The sequence below is a fragment of the Cupriavidus sp. H19C3 genome (assembly GCF_049393815.1).
Lineage (GTDB): Bacteria > Pseudomonadota > Gammaproteobacteria > Burkholderiales > Burkholderiaceae > Cupriavidus.
On sequence record NZ_CP184985.1, the window covers coordinates 3,570,560 to 3,588,084 of the forward strand.

The following is a 17,525-nucleotide window of genomic DNA, read 5'->3' on the forward strand; positions in this document are numbered from 1 at the left end:
AGAGCGCGCCTTTGCAAAAAGGAATAGGAGCCTGCATGCAACGTGTCGAACGCGTCGCTGACAACGTATCCCTGCCTGAACTGACGGTGCGCGGCATCATCCTCGGCGCACTGATCACGGTGGTCTTCACGGCCTCCAACATCTACCTCGGCCTCAAGGTCGGCCTGACCTTCTCCTCGGCCATTCCGGCCGCCGTCATCTCGATGGCCGTGCTGCGGCTGTTTCCCGGCGCCAATATCCTCGAGAACAACATGGTGCAGACGCAGGCCTCGGCCGCCGGCACGCTGTCCTCGATCATCTTTATCCTGCCCGGGCTGGTCATGCTGGGCCACTGGCAAGGCTTTCCGTTCTGGCAGACGCTGGCGATCTGCGCGGCCGGCGGCATGCTCGGCGTGGTCTTCAGTATTCCGCTGCGCCATGCGATGGTCGTGCAGAGCGACTTGCCATATCCCGAAGGGGTGGCCGCCGCGGAGATCCTGCGCGTGGGCAGTGCCGCGCAGGCGGCCGGAGACCGGCAGGCGACGGGTCTGGCCGACCTGCTCGCCGGCGGCGTCGCGGCGGGCCTGTTCAGCTTTGCCGCGAGCGGCCTGCGCGTGCTGGCGGAGGGTGCCAACGCGTGGCTCGCGCTCGGGGCCTCGGTGGTGCGGCTGTCGATGGGCTTCTCGCTGGCACTCGTGGGCGCCGGCTACCTGGTCGGTATCGTCGGCGGGCTGGCGATGCTGCTCGGTCTGATCCTGACCTGGGGCATCGCGGTGCCATGGCTGACCGCGCTCACGCCGATGCCGGCCGGTGCCACGCTGGCGTCGTTCGGCACGGAGGTGTGGAGTACGCAGGCCCGCTTTATCGGCGCCGGCACCATCGCCATCGCCGCGATCTGGACGCTGGGCACGCTGTTCAAGCCGATGGTCGACGGGGTGCGCGCGTCGATGGGGGCGTCGCGGCCGACGTCAGGGGGGACACCGGCAGGCGCGACCTTCAGCGGGGCCGGCGCAGTCGAAGCTGGCGGCGCGCGCCCGCGCACCCAGCGCGATATGCCGGCGCTCTGGATCGGCATCCTGACCCTGGTGCTGATCGCGGTGCTGGCAGTCACGTTCGGCAGCTTCCTCGCGCCCGCGCCGCTGGCCGCGGGCCCGGCCTGGCGGCTGGTGGCCTGTGCGGTGCTGTTCGCCTTTGTGTTCGGCTTTCTGGTCGCGGCCGCGTGCGGCTACATGGCCGGCCTGGTCGGCTCGTCGGCCAGCCCGATCTCGGGCATCGGCATTATCGCGATCATCCTCGTGTCGCTGCTGATCCTCGGCATCGGCACGCTCGACGGACTGCTCGGCACCGCCGAGGGCGGCAAGTTTGCGATTGCGCTGGCCATCTTCACCACCTCGGCCGTGGTGGCGGTGGCATCGATCTCCAACGACAACCTGCAGGACCTCAAGACCGGTTGGCTGGTCGGCGCCACGCCGTGGCGGCAGCAGGTGGCGCTGCTGATCGGCTGCGCGGTAGGGGCGGCGGTGATTCCGCCCGTCCTGGAGCTGCTGTATCACGCCTACGGGTTTGCCGGCGCCTTGCCGCGCGCGGACATGGACCCCGGTCAGGCGCTCGCGGCGCCGCAGGCGACGCTGATGACCGCCATCGCCACCGGCATCTTCACGCGCCAGCTGAACTGGACCATGATCCTGACCGGCGTTGCGCTGGGCGCGGTGCTGATTGCGATCGACGAGATGCTGCGCCGCCGCCAGCAACGGCACGGCGGTGTGGCGCGCCTGCCGGTGCTCGCGGTCGGCATCGGCATCTACCTGCCGCCGACCATCAGTTCGGCGCTGGTGGTCGGTGCGGTGCTGTCGTGGTGGCTGTTGCGGACCGAGCGCCGCCGTGCGCAAGCGCGCGGCGACGACGTGGCGCTGGCAGTGGCGCACGCCGAACGGCGCGGCACCCTGCTGGCGTCGGGACTGATCGTCGGGGAGAGCCTGGTCGGTGTGGCGCTGGCGGCAGTGATCGGGCTGTCCGGCCACGATGCGCCGCTGGCCGTGGTCGGCGAAGGGTTTGCAGCGACGGCGCAATGGCTCGGGCTGGCCGTGTTCGTGGCGGTATGCGTAGCGTTCTGCCGGCGCATCCTGGCGGCGCGGTAGGGGGGCAGTAGGGGGCAGTAGGAGGCAGTAGGGGGGGCAGCAGGGGTGGCGCGGCAGGTCGCGCGCCCGGCGGCGCGCAGTGCGCTCAGTGATCCTCGGGATCCTCGGGCAGGTCCGGCGAGGGCGTCTCGTCGGGTTTGCCGCCGATCACGTACTTCTCGGCCGCCCAGGCGCCCAGGTCGATCTGTTTGCAGCGGTCCGAGCAGAACGGGCGAAACTTGTTGTCGGGGATCCACGCGACATCCTTGCCGCAGGTGGGGCATTTGACGACGGCAGGCATCAGCGTTCTCGACGTTCCGGAATCTGCGACTTCAGAAATTGCACAGCTTGAGCAGGAACGGGATATCGGCATCGACCGAGCGCGGACGCAGATCGCCATCCTGCTGGGTAAAGCGCACCCAGAGCATGTACTTGTTGGCGCTCATCTCGGGGATAAACGCCAGTAGCGATTCGTCCAGATGGACCTGCATCAGCTGGTAGCTGCGGCCCGACAGCATTTGCTGGTAGCTGCCGCCGGTGGCAATGACCTTGCCGCTCTGGCCCGACTCGCGCAACAGCCGCAGCACGATCCCCGCGCCCATGCGCAGCGACGCCAGCGGCCGTGCCCATTTGAGGATATCGGCGCGGCGATCCTCGCCTGGACGGTGTTGCCAGGCGTAGTAGGCGGGCAGGTCGAACTCGCAGGTGCCGCCGGGAATGATGGCGCGGCTGCGGATGCTGGTCAGCCATTCGTTGTCGGCGAGCAGCTGGCCCGCCTTGCCGAAGGTCTGGTTCAGCGCACCGATGCCCTGCTCGATCTCGGAAATCACGCTGACGAGCGCATCCTGGTCGATCTGGGGATTGGCCCGCAGCGGTGCCAGCGCCTGGCGCTGACGCTCCAGTTCCTTGATGAGATCGGTCTTCAGGTCCGCACGGCCCGCCACGTCGATAATCTCGAACAGCGTCGTGATCGCCACGTGGTGCTGCAGGGCATGTTCCTGCGCGAGGAAATAATCCAGCCGATCGAACAGGTCTTCCAGCCGCAGAAGCGTCCTGATTCGTTCGTTGAAAGGATATTCGTACAGGATCAAGTCTATGTCCGTGCTGCGCGCCGGGGTGCGGCGGTGGTCTGGCCAGGGTGCGGCTGCTGCGTCCCGCATCGGAGGGCGGGGACGCAGGCCGAAATTCGGCGATATGCGATATTTCCCGCTTGTTTTCAGCGCATTCTATGCGAGTCGGCGCGCAAGGACAAATCCAATTGTGTGGAGTGGTCTCTCGGTATGCACGCGGCGGGAAGCCCAGCGCTCGAGACGAGCACCCGAGGTATTGCTGGCAGAGCGGGCGTACATCGGCCCCGATGCCGCGCCCATGGCCAATCCGGGCCACGCCGGCACCTGTGCCGCGAAAGGGTGCGAAGGGCGCGAAGGGCGCGAAGGGCGCGAAGGGCGCGAAGGGCGCGAAGGGCCGCGACGGGGCTATCCCCGCGCAGCGGTGGTGCCGGCCCGTGGGGACGGCCCCCCGCTATCGTGCCGCCGCGCCATCGCGCAGGCTGCGGTACAGGGTATCGAGGCGCTCCACCTGTGCGTCGAGCGCTTCCGGCGGCCCGTCGTTGTCGATCACGTCGTCGGCTGCGGCCAGCCGCGCGGTGCGCGTGGCCTGCTTGCGCATGATGGCCTCCACTTGTTCGCGCGTGAAGCCATTACGCGCCATCACGCGCGCAATCTGCGTATCCTCGCGGCAATCGACCACCAGCACGCGGCCGACCCGGTGGCGCCACGTGCCCGATTCCACCAGCAAAGGCACGATGTAGATCAGGTACGGATGCTGCCCCGCCGCACGGATCTCGGCGGCGCGCGCTTCGGTGAGCGCACGGATGAGCGGATGGGTGATGGCTTCGAGCGTCAGCTTGGCCGACGGATCCGAGAACACGCGCGCACGCATCGCATCGCGGTCCATCGCGCCATCGGGACGCAGGCAGGCGGGGCCAAACGCGTCCACCAGCGCGGGAATGGCGGCGCCGCCGGGCGCCGTGATCTCATGCGCGAGGAGGTCGGTATCGATCAGGGCGGCGCCACGTGCCGCAAACATGTTGGCCACGCGGGTCTTGCCCGACCCGATGCCACCCGTGAGTCCGATTTCCAGCATGCGACAGGGAAGGTTGTTTGCCGATGCCGCCAAGATACCAGCTATCGCGGCGACGGCTGCGGCGCGCCCGGCGTCGTCAATGTCCGAGCGCGAGCTGCAGCGGCAACACGTCCGCGCCAAAGAACAGCACGATCAGACCCGCGCCGGCAATGAACGGACCAAACGGGAACGGCGTCTCGCGGCCCTGGCGGCGCGCCACCAGCATGACGATGCCGAACACCGCACCCACCACGGACGACAGCAGCACCAGTGCCGGCAGGGCCTGCCAGCCAAACCACGCGCCGAGCGCGCCCATCAGCTTGAAGTCGCCATAGCCCATGCCTTCCTTGCCACGCACGAGCTTGAACAGCCAGTACGCGCTCCATAGCACCAGGTAGCCGGCCGCGGCACCGATCACCGCATCGGTCAGCGGCACGAACAGTGTCTGCAGATTCAGCAGCAGACCGAGCCACAGCAGCGGCAGCGTGATCTGGTCCGGCAGCAGTTGCGTATCGGCATCGATCATGGTGAGCGCGATCAGTGCCCACACCATGACGATGGCGGCCAGCGCCTGCACGGTCGGGCCGTAGTGCCACATGGCCAGCGCGCTCAGCACCGCGCTCGTGAGTTCGACGAGCGGATAGCGCATGCCGATGGCGGTCTTGCATTGCGCACAGCGCCCGCGCAGGAACAGATAGCTGACGATGGGAATATTCTCCCATGCAGCAATCTGGTGCCCGCAGTGCGGGCACGCCGAACGCGGCACCATCAGGTCGTAACGGTCCGGGTGGGGCAGCGGCTCCTCGCGCAACTCGGCAATGTAGTTGGCCTCGTCGTTCGCCATCATGCGCGGCAGGCGGTGGATCACCACATTGAGGAAGCTGCCCACCATCAATCCGACCAGTCCGGCCGCCACCACGAGAAATACCGGCGGCAGCGCCGCCAGGACCGTTACCTGCTGCATGCGTTACACCACTTGTCCCAGCTTGAAGATCGGCAGGTACATCGCCACCACCATGCCGCCGATGACCACGCCGAGGATCACGATGATGATCGGCTCGATCAGGCTGGAAATGGCGGCCACGGCATCGTCGACCTCGCGTTCGTAGAATTCCGCCACCTTGAGCAGCATGTTGTCCAGCGCACCCGATTCCTCACCGATCTGCGTCATCTGGAGCACCATGTTGTCGAACACGTGCGTGGCCTGCATGGCGTTGGTCAGGCTGGTACCGATGCGCACCGCCTGCTCGATCTCGCGCGTGGCGTCGTAGTAGAGCCAGTTGCCGGCCGCGCCGGCCACCGATTCCATCGACTCCACCAGCGGCGTGCCGGCCGCGAACATGGTGGCGAGGGTACGGGTCCAGCGCGCGATCACGGCCTTGCGGAACAGGCTGCCGAAGATCGGCATGCGCAGCAGTGCCTTGTCGTGGAAGCGCTGCACCTTTTCCGAGCGCGAGCGCGAGCGCAGATACGCCACGATGGCCAGTATTGGCCCGAATACGATGAAGTACCAGTTGGAGACGAAGAAGTCGGAAATGCCGATCACCACCATGGTCGGCGCCGGCAGCGATGCGCCAAAGCTCGAGAACACGCTCTTGAAGGCCGGCACCACGAACAGCATCAGCACCACGGTCACGGCAAAGGCCACCGTCAGCACCGCGATCGGGTAGATCATCGCGGATTTGATCTGGCTCTTCAGCGCGATGGATTTCTCCATGTAGAGCGACAGCCGTTCCAGCAGCGCATCGAGAATACCGCCCTGTTCGCCGGCGTCGATGAGGTTGCAGTACAACGTGTCGAAGTAGCGCGGATGGCGGCGGAAGGCCGTGGCCATGCTGCTGCCGGCCTCGATGTCGAAGCGGATATCGGACAGCAGCTGGGTGAAGTTCGGATTGGCGTGGCCGCGCGCGATGATATCGATCGATTGCAGCAGCGGAATGCCCGCCTTGAGCATGGTCGACAGCTGGCGCGTGAAATACGCGATGTCCTTCTCCGTGATCTTGCGCCCGCGCGCCGCCTTGCGCTTCTTGAGCTTGACGACCGTCAGGCCCTGCTTGCGCAGCGTGGCGGTGACCTCCGCCGCGTTCTCGGCACGTTGTTCCCCGGTGAAGGACTTGCCCTTGCGGTCCTTGCCTTCCCACTCAAAGATGTACTGCGTGGGCGCCTTCCGCCCTCTGGCCCGCTGCGACGGCGCTGCCGTTGCCCGGGCGCCCGCCGCTGGTGCGCGCGTCGCCATGTTTTGACCCCCGACAAAAGTTTTTTATTACGTGTTGGTGGTGGCCAGCACTTCTTCGAGTGACGTGACCCCCTGCTTGACCTTGAGCAGGCCAGCCTCCCGCAACGATAGCACGCCGTCGCGACGCGCCTGCTCGGCGATCTGCAACGCCGTGCCGTGCGACAGGATGATCTGCTGCATGGCTTCCGTGATCGGCATGACCTGGTAGATGCCGCAACGTCCCTTGTAGCCGCTGCCGTTGCAGCGCTCGCAGCCGACCGGGTGGTACGGCTGCCAGCTGCCGTCGATATCGGCTTCCTGGAAGCCGGCGTCGATCAGCACCTCGCGCGACAGGTCGCCCGCGCGCTTGCAGGTGCAGAGCCGGCGCGCCAGGCGCTGCGCGGTGATCAGCAGCACGCTGGACGCGATATTGAAGGGCGCCACGCCCATGTTCATCAGGCGCGTGAGCGTGGTCGGCGCGTCGTTGGTGTGCAGCGTGGACAGGACCAGGTGGCCGGTCTGCGCGGCCTTGATCGAGATATCGGCGGTTTCCAGGTCGCGGATTTCGCCGACCATGATGATGTCCGGATCCTGCCGCAGGAACGACTTGAGCGCCGCGGCAAAGGTCAGGCCAGCCTTGTCGTTGACGTTGACCTGGTTGATGCCGGGCAGCTGGATTTCGGCCGGATCCTCGGCCGTGGAGATATTGATGTCGCCCTGGTTCAGCAGGTTGAGGAACGTGTAGAGCGACACGGTCTTGCCGCTGCCGGTCGGACCCGTCACCAGCACCATGCCGTACGGACGCTTGATCACGTCGAGCAGCAGTGCCTTCTGGTGCGGCTCGTAGCCAAGCTGGTCGATATCGAGCTTGTCGGACGAGGACTCCAGGATACGCATCACGATCTTCTCGCCGAACAGCGTGGGCAGCGTGGAGACGCGGAAGTCGATGGCCTTCTCGATGGTCTCCTTGCCGTCCTTGTCCTTGGGCAGCGTGAGCAGCAGCTTCATGCGGCCGTCCTGCGGCACGCGTTTCTCGGAAATATCCAGGCGCGACAGCACCTTGATACGCGTCGCGACCTTGTCGCGGATATCGAGCGGGGGCCGCGCCACCTCCTGCAACACGCCGTCCACGCGGAAGCGGACGCGATAGAAGAACTCGAAGGGCTCGAAGTGAAGGTCCGACGCGCCGCGCTGGAAGGCCTCGGTCAGCAGCTTCTGCAGGAAGCGCACCACCGGCGCGTCGTCGATGTCGTTGGCGGTGCCGGTCTTGCGCGCACCCGCCGCGGCGACCGGATCGTATTCGATCATCTTGGTGGGCGCGGCACCCACCGGCGAAATGTTCTTGAGCGTGCCGAGCGCCTCGCCGGCCGAGCGCACATGCTTCATCAGCTTGTCGTGCTCGACCACCACCGTTTCCACGGGCAGGTTGAACTTCTGCTTGATGGCATCCACGCCGGCCTGGTTGGCCGGGTCGGACAGCGCGACCACCAGGCGGTTCTCGCGGCGGCCGAGCGGCAGCAGCCGGTGCGCGTGGAATTCGCGATTGCCGGCCAGCGCGGGCGGCACGCGGCTGAGGTTGTACTGGGCGAGATCGAGCAGCGGCAACTGGTACTTGTCGGCGGCGAAGATCGCCACGTCGTGCGCGCTCATGGTTCCGCTCGCAATGATCTCGTCGATCAGTTGCGACTTCTTTTCCCGTGCCGACTGCTCCAGCTGGGCAAGCAGTGCGGGCGCGATCCGCCGGCTCTGGGCAAGCGCGAGGCCTAGTGTCATGGCAAGTAGGATGCGTTGACGTTGCGTTGGGACTACGGCGGGAGCGGCGGGGCGTACGTCCCGGATGCGGGGCAGTTTGCCGCCGGGGTCACTTTTTGTAAAGCGAGGCGGGCCGCGGCGTTGGCGTTTGCGCGACAGTGTGCAACCCTACTTGCGCGGGGGCGGACAGCGCGGGTCCGGCGGTGCGGGTGGAAAGGGCGAGCGAGGCGGCGTGCAGGACAACGGCAGGACAACGGCAGGGCACCGCGCCGCGGCAGAACGAGGCAGAGCGCCCCGGACGCGCAAATAAAAAAGCCGCACATTGCTGTGCGGCTTTTTTGGAATCTGGTCGGGGTGAGAGGATTCGAACCTCCGGCCTCTACGTCCCGAACGTAGCGCTCTACCAGGCTAAGCTACACCCCGATTCATCATTGCTTCGTTACTGCTTTAACCTCGTGCTTCAACCTCATGCGTCAACATCGTTTCCGATGTCGTTTGGCTTTGGTTTGCTTCGGTTTGCTTTTTCAGCGCCTCGCGTCAGGACTGACGTTGCAGCGAGAAAGCACATAAGTCTATCAGCGTTTCCTTCAATTGGGAAGGGGGAAATTGCATTGCCGCTTTCTCCGCCGCTTCCGCCTCGCGTTGCGCGGCGGCAAACGTCACGTCGAGCGCGCCGCTGGCGTGGATCGCCGCGAACACCGCGTCGAAGTGTTCGGTGCCGCCCTGCACGATCGCATCGCGCGCCAGCTCGCGCTGTTCGGGGGTGCCGTGCTCGAGCAGATGGAGCAGCGGCAGCGTGGGCTTGCCCTCGCGCAGGTCGTCGCCGGCGTTCTTGCCCATCTGCTCCGCGCTGGCCGTGTAGTCGAGCATGTCGTCGATCAGCTGGAACGCGGTGCCGATGCGGCGGCCATATTCCGCCGCGGCTTCTTCCATGGCGGCGTCCGCGCCCGCAAGCACCGCACCCAGTTGCGCGGAGGCTTCGAACAGCTTCGCCGTCTTGTAGCGGATGACCTGGAGGTAGCGCTCGACGGTCACGTCCGGGTCGTGCATGTTCAGCAGTTGCAGCACTTCACCCTCGGCAATCACGTTGGTCGCGTTGGAGAGGATCTCCATGATGCGCATGCTGCCGGCGTCGACCATCATCTGGAACGCGCGCGAATAGAGAAAGTCGCCCACCAGCACGCTGGCCGCGTTGCCGAACACGGCGTTGGCGGTCTCCCGTCCGCGCCGCAGTTCCGACTCGTCGACGACGTCGTCGTGCAGCAGCGTGGCCGTATGAATGAATTCGACCACCGCGGCAAGTTCATGATGGCGATGGCCGTCGTAGCCGAACGCGCGCGCGCTCAGCAGCAGGATGACGGGGCGCAGGCGTTTGCCGCCGGCGCTGATGATGTATTCGCCGATCTGCTCGATCAGCGGCACTTCCGAGGCCAGTCGATGCCGGATGACGGCGTCAACGGCGCGCATGTCGGCAGCGACCGGGGCAAGCAAGGCAGTGGCGGAAGACTGGGACAAGATGTTCACCGTTACGGGAGGGTAGGAGGAGCCCATTGCTAGACCCCTCCCCCCTAAGAACCGTACGTGCGAGTTTCCCCGCATACGGCTCAAGCCTCTACAAAATGTATGAGTTATTCAAACACCGGCTTCACTGCGACTCTTCCGTAGTGATGAACCTGGACATGGCAGTCGGGATGTACCAGTACACGATTGCTTAGAGCGTCGGACCCACCTACTACTCGGGGTTCGATGTGATGGTCATGCCACCCGGTCTCTTTGCTTATCGCGCTGTGACACACCGCGCACAAGCCTCGCTGGGACATGAACAGCTTTGCCCACTGCTTCCGGTACGCCATGCTTTCTGCCATGCGTTCCTGTCGCAGCGTTTCGCCATACATTTCCTGCGCTGGGTCGAAAGGGTTGTAGTCCCCCCGCACCTTCTTGTGCCTCCGGATTGGCGTACTCGGGATCGAATACAGTCCTTTCCAGTAGCGTTCGCCAGCCTTGTTCACTTCCGTGGAACCGAACACCCAATTCCGATCATCGATTGATGCGAAATATTTCTTTCGCACCCAGTCAACTTTCTTTCTTCGATGTCGCCGTTTTGCCCACCGCCACAGAGCCCTAAAAATCAGGTGCTCCATTCTGGTGAACGTCGCCTTCGCAACCACCGGGCTGTGATACTGCGCCCAGCCCCTAAGCATCGGGTTCAGCGTTTGGACCAGGTCCGCCTGCTTTCGCCCGCTGTGAGTACTGATGACCTCCTTCACCTTGCAATAAAACGTTTGTGCGTTCTTCTTGCTCGGTTTGATGAGCAGGGTTCCCGAGTACTTCCGGAAATTCCACCCAAGGAAGTCAAAGCCTTCAGCGATGTTGACGATTCGCGTTTTCTCCGTGGACAGCGAAAGCCCCCTTGTTGCTAGGAACTGTTCCACCCACGGCTTCACTTCGTTTTCTAGGACTTCCGGCGTGTAGCCGGTGATCACGAAGTCATCCGCATACCGTACGACATTCACTTTCAACTTCTTAGTGTTGGTTACTCCCAGCTTTGCCCGTAGGGACTCGACCAGTTGTTGTTCCAACCCATTCAGTGCCACGTTAGCCAAGGTCGGGGAAATGATGCCCCCCTGTGGTGTTCCAGCGTCGGTCGCCTGAAACTGGCCTTGAAATACCACGCCAGCTTTCAGCCACTTCCGCAGGATTGCTTTGTCCATAGGGACATTGCGTTCCAGCCAGTCGTGGCTGATATGGTCGAAACACCCTTTGATATCCGCTTCTAGGATCCATTGGGCCGAAGCCTTTCTGGATAAGTTGACGAATAGCTGGGACATGGCATCCGCCGTGGATCGATTGATCCGGAACCCATAGGAGTTCGGATCGCTCGTCCCTTCGGACACTGGTTCCAGCGCCAGCAGATACAACGCCTGCATGGCTCTGTCCAACATGGTCGGAATACCCAGAGGGCGTTCCTTCCCGTTGGCTTTGGGGATAAAGACCCGCCGTAATGGCATGGGCCGATACCCCCGGCGCTTCAACCGCCCAATGGCTTCCCATCGGGCCTCAGGCGATTTCCACTTTTCGCGGTCGACTCCTGCCGTCCGCGCACCTTGGTTCATCGCCACTCGCCTTACCGCCGATGCTTTGGCGGAAAACGAGCGGGTCAGGGATCGTTGCAAGGCTTTCACCCTGCGCCAGTCCCTTTCCTGTGTTGCCTTCGCAATTCGAATCTGCATTGCCCGAACATTCCGATCGACGCGGCGCCAATTGATGTCGCCCCATCGTTGCGGGATGCCGGAGGGCGCAGATTCATCCTCTCGGATCAATGCTTCCATGCTGCTCTCCTATCTTGAGGACTTCCCCAAACAGCAGAGACAACATGCCCCCTTGGGGGCATGTCACCCCCCAAGGGAAGAAAATTAAACAAGCGAGTTCAGTCAGCCGCCTTGCGACGAAAGACCAGTTGGAAGTCTGCTCGCTTTCGCGTGGGATGATGTTTCAACCCCTATCCGGACCATTACAGCCTGGCGTTCGCTTTCTCCAACCTCCCATGCCCGCACAGCCAACAGCGTTCCTTACGGTTCGCCTGCCTGAGTCAAACTGCACTCCGGCAGCCATACGGGCTTACCACGTTCCCTGCGCATTACACGACTGGGTTAGGGCCTGCCTCTCCGCCGGTGGTCATACTAGCGACGTGTCCCGAGTTTTGAGCGGGGCATCCGACCACGTACCTTTTGGTTAGTGCCTATCAGCAGCTTTGGCACCGCAATCCTTACGACGTTTATCAGCAGTTCACTGCGTTACCCATACCAGCCAGCCCGCACCTCGACCCCTTTGCTGCTTGGAGCCTTTACATCCCCGCCTCACGGCATGGACGCACCCTTACGGGGGCAGCGTTGTCAGAAGAGCTTCACACCCCACCGTTACCAGTGACGCATGTCTCCCTAGGCTACTGCTAGTCGCATAGCAGGTTCTCTATCGAGGCACCCTCGCGGGTGTATTCGACCGAACCATAACGCGCAGAGCTATACGCTCCGGGAAACCTCACTTCATTACTTCAGTGCCTCCGTGCTGGCAGGCGCTTGACAACAGACGGGCTCTTACGAGCGCATGGCCTGTGTCCCAAAGAACGTAGCGCCGACCCTATTGGGTCGGTTTAAATGCTATGTAGCGAACACGCAGCGAAACTGCCGCTGCATGTCCACCCGCACCCTCCGGGGAGAGCGCGTACTGCAAAGACACCTGCCCAAAGGCAAGCGTCCCCGCCTTTGGGCAATGGCTGGAAATCCATCCAGCAAATAGCAAGCTGCGAGTTAGCCGATACGCTGGCCTTCCCCGCAACACATGGACTCGCTCCAACCTTGCGGCTGGGCTTGTCAAAGCAAGAAATGGTTGAGATTGGACGGTTCAGGCCGAGGCTTTCCCCTTGTCTCAACGGAAGGTCGATGCTCCTTACGTTGGAGCTACCCGGACACGAGTGTGCGTGTCGCACCAAAACCGGTGGATTATATGCGATGGATGTGTGCATATGGCGGCCTGCGCGGCGACACGCAGACGCACCGCGTGGTGCGTGCGCGCACCGGACATGTCCCGATGCGCGCAGGGGACCGTGCTCACTATAATGCGAGGCATGGACAAGCCCCGCGCTCCTCGCCGGCAATCGCGACGCACCGTCTGGTGGATCGCATTCGCCGCGCTGGCCGGCTTTCTGCTGGCCGACCTGACCTGACGACCTGACATGGCGCGCCCGGCCGCCGTGTGCCGGATATGCCGCTGCCAGTCCCCGGCTGGCTATCTATTTGTTTTCTTTGCGCTTTTCTGCAAGCTGGTATAGAATTGCCGGTTCCTTCGGTCTCACCCGGCCCCAGTGGCCCGGGCGCGGCGTCAGCTGCAGGCTGCAACATGCAGACTCAACGTTGCAGGCCGTCGGAGATCATGGCGCAAGAAGCGACGCCTGGCAGCATTCCTCGCTTCATTCACATCGAGAGGTTCGACAATGTACGCGGTCGTAAAAACCGGCGGCAAGCAATACAAGGTTGCTGCTGGCGAAAAACTGAAAGTAGAACAGATACCGGCAGACATTGGCGCAGAAATCACGCTCGACCAGGTGCTCGCAGTGGGCGCCGGCGACCAAATCAAGTTTGGTACGCCGCTGGTGAGCGGGGCTTCCGTCAAGGCTACCGTGATCTCCCAGGGTCGTCACGACAAGGTGAAGATCTTCAAGATGCGCCGTCGCAAGCACTACCAGAAGCGTCAGGGCCATCGTCAGAATTACACCGAGCTGCGCATCGACACGATCGTTGCCTGATCGCGTTTCGGTCTAGACAGGAGTTAAGACATGGCACAGAAAAAAGGCGGCGGTTCCACGCGGAACGGCCGTGATTCGGAATCGAAGCGCCTGGGCGTGAAGGTGTACGGTGGCCAGGCCATCAACGCCGGCGGCATCATCGTTCGTCAACGCGGCACCCGCGTGCACGCTGGCGAAAACGTCGGTATCGGCAAGGACCACACGCTGTTCGCCCTGGTGGACGGTCATGTGCAGTTCGCCGTCAAGGGCGCTGCCAAGAAGCAGCAAGTCAGCGTCGTTCCGGCGGCCTGATACAGCCTTTGCAGCACGAAGGCCCCGCAACGCTTGCGGGGCTTTTTCATTTCTGGCGAAAATGTATGGTCCGATGCGTATCCGACGCGCAGCCTGACTGACGGCGCCAGCCGAGCTCCATACGGAAGATCATCATGAAGTTTATCGACGAAGCCCGAATCGAAGCGATTGCCGGCAATGGCGGCAACGGGAGCGCGTCGTTCCGGCGCGAGAAGTTTGTGCCGTTTGGTGGCCCCGATGGCGGTGACGGCGGCCGCGGCGGCAGCGTGTTCGCACAGGCGGACCGCAACATCAATACGCTGATCGACTTTCGCTACGCCAAGAAGCACGTGGCCAGGAACGGCGAGAACGGCCGTGGCGCCGACTGCTATGGCGCCGCCGGCGAGGACGTGACGCTGCGCATGCCGGTCGGCACGCTGATCACGGACATGGATACCGGCGAACTGATCGCCGACCTGACCGAGCACGGCCAGACCGTATGCCTGGCCGAAGGCGGCATGGGCGGCTGGGGCAATCTCCATTTCAAGTCGAGTACCAACCGCGCGCCGCGCCAGCAGGTGGACGGCAAGCCTGGCGAGCGCCGCATGCTCAAGCTCGAGCTGAAGGTGCTGGCCGATGTGGGCCTGCTCGGCATGCCCAATGCCGGCAAGTCGACCCTGATCTCGCATATTTCCAATGCGCGGCCGAAGGTGGCCGACTATCCGTTCACGACGCTCCATCCGAATCTCGGCGTGGTGCGCGTGGACCATGAGCAGTCGTTCGTGGTGGCCGATATTCCCGGACTGATCGAAGGCGCCGCGGAGGGCGCGGGCCTGGGTCATCAGTTCCTGCGCCACCTGCAACGGACGGGGCTGCTGCTGCATCTCGTGGACCTGGCCCCGTTCGACGAGAACGTCGATCCCGTGGCCGAGGCGCGCGCCATCGTCAACGAACTGAAGAAGTACGACGAGTCGCTCTACGACAAGCCGCGCTGGCTGGTGCTCAACAAGCTGGACATGGTGCCCGAAGACGAGCGCGAGGCGCGCGTCAAGGACTTCGTCAAGCGCTACAAGTGGAAGGGCCCGGTATTCCGGATCTCGGCGCTGACCGGCGACGGTTGCCGCGAACTGATCTACGCGATCAAGGACCACCTCGCGGCGCTCAAGGCGGAAGAGGCCGCGGCCCTGGCCGAACCCGATATCCGGCTCGACGAACGGCTCCACAATATCGACCGCGGCGGCGACGCCTCCTGATTTCGACATCTCCCGAGCTTCCCACCATGCAATCGGTCATCGCGCAGGCAAAACGCATCGTCGTCAAGGTGGGGTCGAGCCTTGTCACCAACGACGGCAAGGGGCTCGATCACGACGCCATCGCGCGCTGGGCCGCGCAGATCGCCAAGCTGCGCGCGGCGGGCAAGGAAGTGGTGCTGGTCAGCTCGGGCGCCATTGCCGAAGGCATGCAGCGGCTGGGCTGGGTGCGCCGCCCGAAGGAAATCCATGAACTGCAGGCCGCCGCGGCGGTCGGCCAGATGGGCCTGGCGCAGGTCTACGAAAGCCAGTTCGGCCACTACGGCATCCGCACCGCGCAGGTGCTGCTGACCCATGCCGATCTTGCCGACCGCGAACGCTATCTCAATGCCCGCTCGACGCTGCTGACACTGCTGTCGCTCGGCGTGGTACCGATCATCAACGAGAACGACACGGTCGTCACCGACGAAATCAAGTTCGGCGACAACGACACGCTGGGCGCACTGGTGACCAACCTGATCGAAGGCGATGTGCTGGTGATCCTGACCGATCAGCGCGGTCTCTATACCGCCGACCCGCGCAAGGATCCCGCCGCCGAGTTCGTGCACGAGGCCCTGGCCGGTACGCTGGAGCTGGAGGCAATGGCCGGCGGCGCCGGTTCCGCCATCGGCCGCGGTGGCATGCTGACCAAGATCCTGGCCGCCAAGCGCGCCGCCAAGTCGGGCGCGCATACCACCATTGCCTCGGGCCGCGAGCCCAACGTACTCGAGCGGCTGGCCCTGGGCGAGGCCATCGGCACGCAGCTGCTGGCACCGACCGGTCGCCTGACCGCGCGCAAGCAGTGGATGGCCGACCATCTGCAACTGCGCGGACGGGTGGTGATCGATGCCGGCGCGGTGGAGAAGCTGACCGGCGGCGGCAAGTCGTTGCTGCCGATCGGCGTGGTGGAAGTGCAGGGGGAATTTGCGCGCGGCGAGGTAATTGCCTGCGTCGATCCGGCCGGCCACGAGGTCGCGCGCGGCATTACCAACTACTCGAGCGCCGAGGCCAGGCTGATCGCGCGCAAGCCGTCGTCGGAGATCGAGACGGTGCTGGGCCATCTCAACGAACCGGAACTGATTCACCGGGACAACCTCGTCCTGGTGTAAAAAAGCCGCCGGCAGCGGTTGCTGCCGGCGGCTTTCTTGTCTCAACCCACCTCCCGCGCGCCTCAGGGCCTCAGGCGGCATCACCCGCCGTCAGGGGCAGACCAGTCCCGCGGCGCCGTCCCGCCCTCAGCGCCAGCTCGGCGCGTAGGCGCGCAGGTCGCGCACCAGCTGTTCGGGCTTGCCGGCCACGGTGCGGCCCTCGCAGAAGTAGTCGGTGGCCAGCGTGGCGGCATAGCTGTTGCGCTGGCGCGTCTGCATCCGTTGCCAGTCGTCCATGCCCCGGTTGGACACCCATTCCTTGGCGCCTTGCGGCATCACGGCGTAGATCTTGCGCTCGAACGCGTCGCAGCGCATGCCCTCGTAGCTCACGTTGCGCGCGCCGCTGGCGCTGGTAATGACCACGGTATAGCGCACCACGTTGTCGGCGCCCACGCTGATCGACCTGGCGTCGACGGCGAACTTGAAATTGCCCGAATCGCCGACCGTGAACGGAATCAGGTCGGCATCCCTGGGCGGCGCCGGTAGCGGGGCCTCGGCTTCCTTGAACGGCTTGGAATCGAACGGATCGAGCCAGGCGGCCTCGTCGGATTCGGCGCCGGCTGGCTTGGGAGCGGACTTGCAGCCTGCCAGCGCCAGGCAGGCCGCCACAAGCAGCAGCCCGGCGCGAGCGGCCGGGCCGGTAAAACGTTTCATCAGGACTCCGTTTGGTCAGTGGCCGCCGGGGTCGCCGGCGGGAGAGCGTCCGCCACGCCGTCGGCGGTGGGGGCGGTTGCGTTGGCGGCAGGCGCGCACGACGAGACGGCGGGCCGTGGCTGGCCGCCGCCGTGACGGCCCGGGTTACCGTGGCTGCCGTGATTACCGTGATTACCATAGGGGCTCAACGGTACGCGGCTGCGATGCAGAAAGCGTGACAATTCCGTCAGCGCCATCTGGTAGACATCGCGCTTGAATTCGATCACCGCCTCCAGCGGCACCCAGTACTGGCTCCAGCGCCAGGCGTCGAACTCCGGATGGTCGGTGGCGCGCAACTTGATGTCACAGTCGCGGCATACCATGCGCAACAGGAACCAGATCTGCTTCTGGCCCTTGTAATGGCCGCGGATCTCGCGGCGAATGAACTTGTCCGGCACCTCATAACGCAGCCAGTCACGCGTGCGACCGACGATCCTGACATGTTCCGGAAGCAGGCCGACTTCTTCTTGCAGTTCGCGGTACATGGCCTGTTCCGGCGTCTCGCCGTACTTGATGCCGCCCTGCGGAAACTGCCATGAATGTTCGCCGATTCGCTTGCCCCAGAATACCTCGTTGCGTGCGTTGATGAGGATGATGCCGACGTTCGGGCGAAAGCCTTCACGATCGAGCATGACT

At 64.3% G+C, this 17,525-nt stretch carries 15 protein-coding genes and 1 tRNA gene; 5 read left to right on the forward strand and 11 right to left on the reverse strand.

Going from position 1 to position 17,525, the window contains the following annotated elements; genetic code table 11:
- Window positions 1–35: 35 nt before the first annotated feature.
- Complete coding sequence (locus tag DFLDMN_RS16530) at window positions 36–2,117, forward strand: OPT family oligopeptide transporter (protein WP_423195957.1); 2,082 nt, start codon at window positions 36–38, stop codon at window positions 2,115–2,117.
- 85 nt (window positions 2,118–2,202) lie between these two features.
- Here DFLDMN_RS16530 and DFLDMN_RS16535 read toward each other — a convergent pair whose 3' ends face one another.
- The 9 genes from DFLDMN_RS16535 to ltrA form a co-directional block, all read right to left on the reverse strand.
- A complete protein-coding gene (locus tag DFLDMN_RS16535) occupies window positions 2,203–2,397 on the reverse strand; it encodes a DNA gyrase inhibitor YacG (RefSeq protein ID WP_423195958.1) in 195 nt (64 codons plus the stop codon).
- 31 nt (window positions 2,398–2,428) lie between these two features.
- On the reverse strand, window positions 2,429–3,187 hold the full coding sequence (gene zapD / locus DFLDMN_RS16540; protein ID WP_423195959.1) for a cell division protein ZapD: 759 nt from the start codon (window positions 3,185–3,187) through the stop codon (window positions 2,429–2,431).
- A 430-nt stretch (window positions 3,188–3,617) separates the two neighbouring features.
- Window positions 3,618–4,241, reverse strand: a complete 624-nt coding sequence (gene coaE, locus DFLDMN_RS16545) for a dephospho-CoA kinase (RefSeq protein WP_423195960.1) — start codon at window positions 4,239–4,241, stop codon at window positions 3,618–3,620.
- A 76-nt stretch (window positions 4,242–4,317) separates the two neighbouring features.
- Window positions 4,318–5,184 (reverse strand): prepilin peptidase, encoded by an 867-nt coding sequence (locus DFLDMN_RS16550; protein ID WP_423195961.1) that lies wholly within the window; start codon window positions 5,182–5,184, stop codon window positions 4,318–4,320.
- Window positions 5,185–5,187: 3 nt separating this feature from the next.
- A complete protein-coding gene (locus DFLDMN_RS16555) occupies window positions 5,188–6,456 on the reverse strand; it encodes a type II secretion system F family protein (protein WP_423195962.1) in 1,269 nt (422 codons plus the stop codon).
- A 27-nt stretch (window positions 6,457–6,483) separates the two neighbouring features.
- A complete protein-coding gene (pilB, locus tag DFLDMN_RS16560; protein ID WP_423195963.1) occupies window positions 6,484–8,208 on the reverse strand; it encodes a type IV-A pilus assembly ATPase PilB in 1,725 nt (574 codons plus the stop codon).
- A 325-nt stretch (window positions 8,209–8,533) separates the two neighbouring features.
- Window positions 8,534–8,610: transfer RNA gene (locus DFLDMN_RS16565), tRNA-Pro, on the reverse strand.
- A 114-nt stretch (window positions 8,611–8,724) separates the two neighbouring features.
- Entirely contained in the window at window positions 8,725–9,654 is a 930-nt protein-coding gene (ispB, locus tag DFLDMN_RS16570) for an octaprenyl diphosphate synthase (protein WP_423198448.1), read from the reverse strand.
- A 161-nt stretch (window positions 9,655–9,815) separates the two neighbouring features.
- Window positions 9,816–11,516, reverse strand: coding sequence for a group II intron reverse transcriptase/maturase (gene ltrA / locus DFLDMN_RS16575; RefSeq protein WP_150979519.1), 1,701 nt, complete (start codon window positions 11,514–11,516; stop codon window positions 9,816–9,818).
- A 1,661-nt stretch (window positions 11,517–13,177) separates the two neighbouring features.
- Between ltrA and rplU the strand changes: the two genes are divergently transcribed.
- From rplU to proB, 4 genes are all read left to right on the forward strand, one after another.
- The gene (rplU, locus tag DFLDMN_RS16580) at window positions 13,178–13,489 is read left to right on the forward strand and encodes a 50S ribosomal protein L21 (RefSeq protein ID WP_109580057.1); all 312 of its coding nucleotides are present in this window, start codon (window positions 13,178–13,180) and stop codon (window positions 13,487–13,489) included.
- Window positions 13,490–13,519: 30 nt separating this feature from the next.
- The gene (gene rpmA / locus DFLDMN_RS16585; RefSeq protein ID WP_019449572.1) at window positions 13,520–13,780 is read left to right on the forward strand and encodes a 50S ribosomal protein L27; all 261 of its coding nucleotides are present in this window, start codon (window positions 13,520–13,522) and stop codon (window positions 13,778–13,780) included.
- 134 nt (window positions 13,781–13,914) lie between these two features.
- Entirely contained in the window at window positions 13,915–15,012 is a 1,098-nt protein-coding gene (gene obgE, locus DFLDMN_RS16590; protein WP_423195964.1) for a GTPase ObgE, read from the forward strand.
- A gap of 26 nt (window positions 15,013–15,038) precedes the next feature.
- Window positions 15,039–16,157, forward strand: a complete 1,119-nt coding sequence (gene proB, locus DFLDMN_RS16595) for a glutamate 5-kinase (RefSeq protein WP_423195965.1) — start codon at window positions 15,039–15,041, stop codon at window positions 16,155–16,157.
- A 126-nt stretch (window positions 16,158–16,283) separates the two neighbouring features.
- Here proB and DFLDMN_RS16600 read toward each other — a convergent pair whose 3' ends face one another.
- Window positions 16,284–16,850, reverse strand: a complete 567-nt coding sequence (locus DFLDMN_RS16600) for a CNP1-like family protein (RefSeq protein WP_423195966.1) — start codon at window positions 16,848–16,850, stop codon at window positions 16,284–16,286.
- Window positions 16,850–17,521 carry an RNA pyrophosphohydrolase gene (locus DFLDMN_RS16605; RefSeq protein WP_423195967.1) on the reverse strand — a complete coding sequence of 224 codons (672 nt, stop codon included), beginning with the start codon at window positions 17,519–17,521 and terminating at the stop codon, window positions 16,850–16,852. Before DFLDMN_RS16605 ends, DFLDMN_RS16600 begins: the two co-directional genes overlap by 1 nt.
- Window positions 17,522–17,525 lie beyond the last annotated feature (4 nt).

What these genes read in the sequence shown, in the direction of transcription:
- rplU (WP_109580057.1), top strand. Translation starts at nt 13,178, where the DNA reads ATGTACGCGGTCGTAAAAACCGGCGGCAAGCAATACAAGGTTGCTGCT.
- DFLDMN_RS16530 (WP_423195957.1), top strand. Translation starts at nt 36, where the DNA reads ATGCAACGTGTCGAACGCGTCGCTGACAACGTATCCCTGCCTGAACTG.
- pilB (WP_423195963.1), bottom strand. Translation starts at nt 8,208, where the DNA reads ATGACACTAGGCCTCGCGCTTGCCCAGAGCCGGCGGATCGCGCCCGCA.
- obgE (WP_423195964.1), top strand. Translation starts at nt 13,915, where the DNA reads ATGAAGTTTATCGACGAAGCCCGAATCGAAGCGATTGCCGGCAATGGC.
- DFLDMN_RS16535 (WP_423195958.1), bottom strand. Translation starts at nt 2,397, where the DNA reads ATGCCTGCCGTCGTCAAATGCCCCACCTGCGGCAAGGATGTCGCGTGG.
- ltrA (WP_150979519.1), bottom strand. Translation starts at nt 11,516, where the DNA reads ATGGAAGCATTGATCCGAGAGGATGAATCTGCGCCCTCCGGCATCCCG.
- coaE (WP_423195960.1), bottom strand. Translation starts at nt 4,241, where the DNA reads ATGCTGGAAATCGGACTCACGGGTGGCATCGGGTCGGGCAAGACCCGC.
- DFLDMN_RS16555 (WP_423195962.1), bottom strand. Translation starts at nt 6,456, where the DNA reads ATGGCGACGCGCGCACCAGCGGCGGGCGCCCGGGCAACGGCAGCGCCG.
- DFLDMN_RS16550 (WP_423195961.1), bottom strand. Translation starts at nt 5,184, where the DNA reads ATGCAGCAGGTAACGGTCCTGGCGGCGCTGCCGCCGGTATTTCTCGTG.
- ispB (WP_423198448.1), bottom strand. Translation starts at nt 9,654, where the DNA reads ATGCGCGCCGTTGACGCCGTCATCCGGCATCGACTGGCCTCGGAAGTG.
- proB (WP_423195965.1), top strand. Translation starts at nt 15,039, where the DNA reads ATGCAATCGGTCATCGCGCAGGCAAAACGCATCGTCGTCAAGGTGGGG.
- DFLDMN_RS16600 (WP_423195966.1), bottom strand. Translation starts at nt 16,850, where the DNA reads ATGAAACGTTTTACCGGCCCGGCCGCTCGCGCCGGGCTGCTGCTTGTG.
- rpmA (WP_019449572.1), top strand. Translation starts at nt 13,520, where the DNA reads ATGGCACAGAAAAAAGGCGGCGGTTCCACGCGGAACGGCCGTGATTCG.
- DFLDMN_RS16605 (WP_423195967.1), bottom strand. Translation starts at nt 17,521, where the DNA reads ATGCTCGATCGTGAAGGCTTTCGCCCGAACGTCGGCATCATCCTCATC.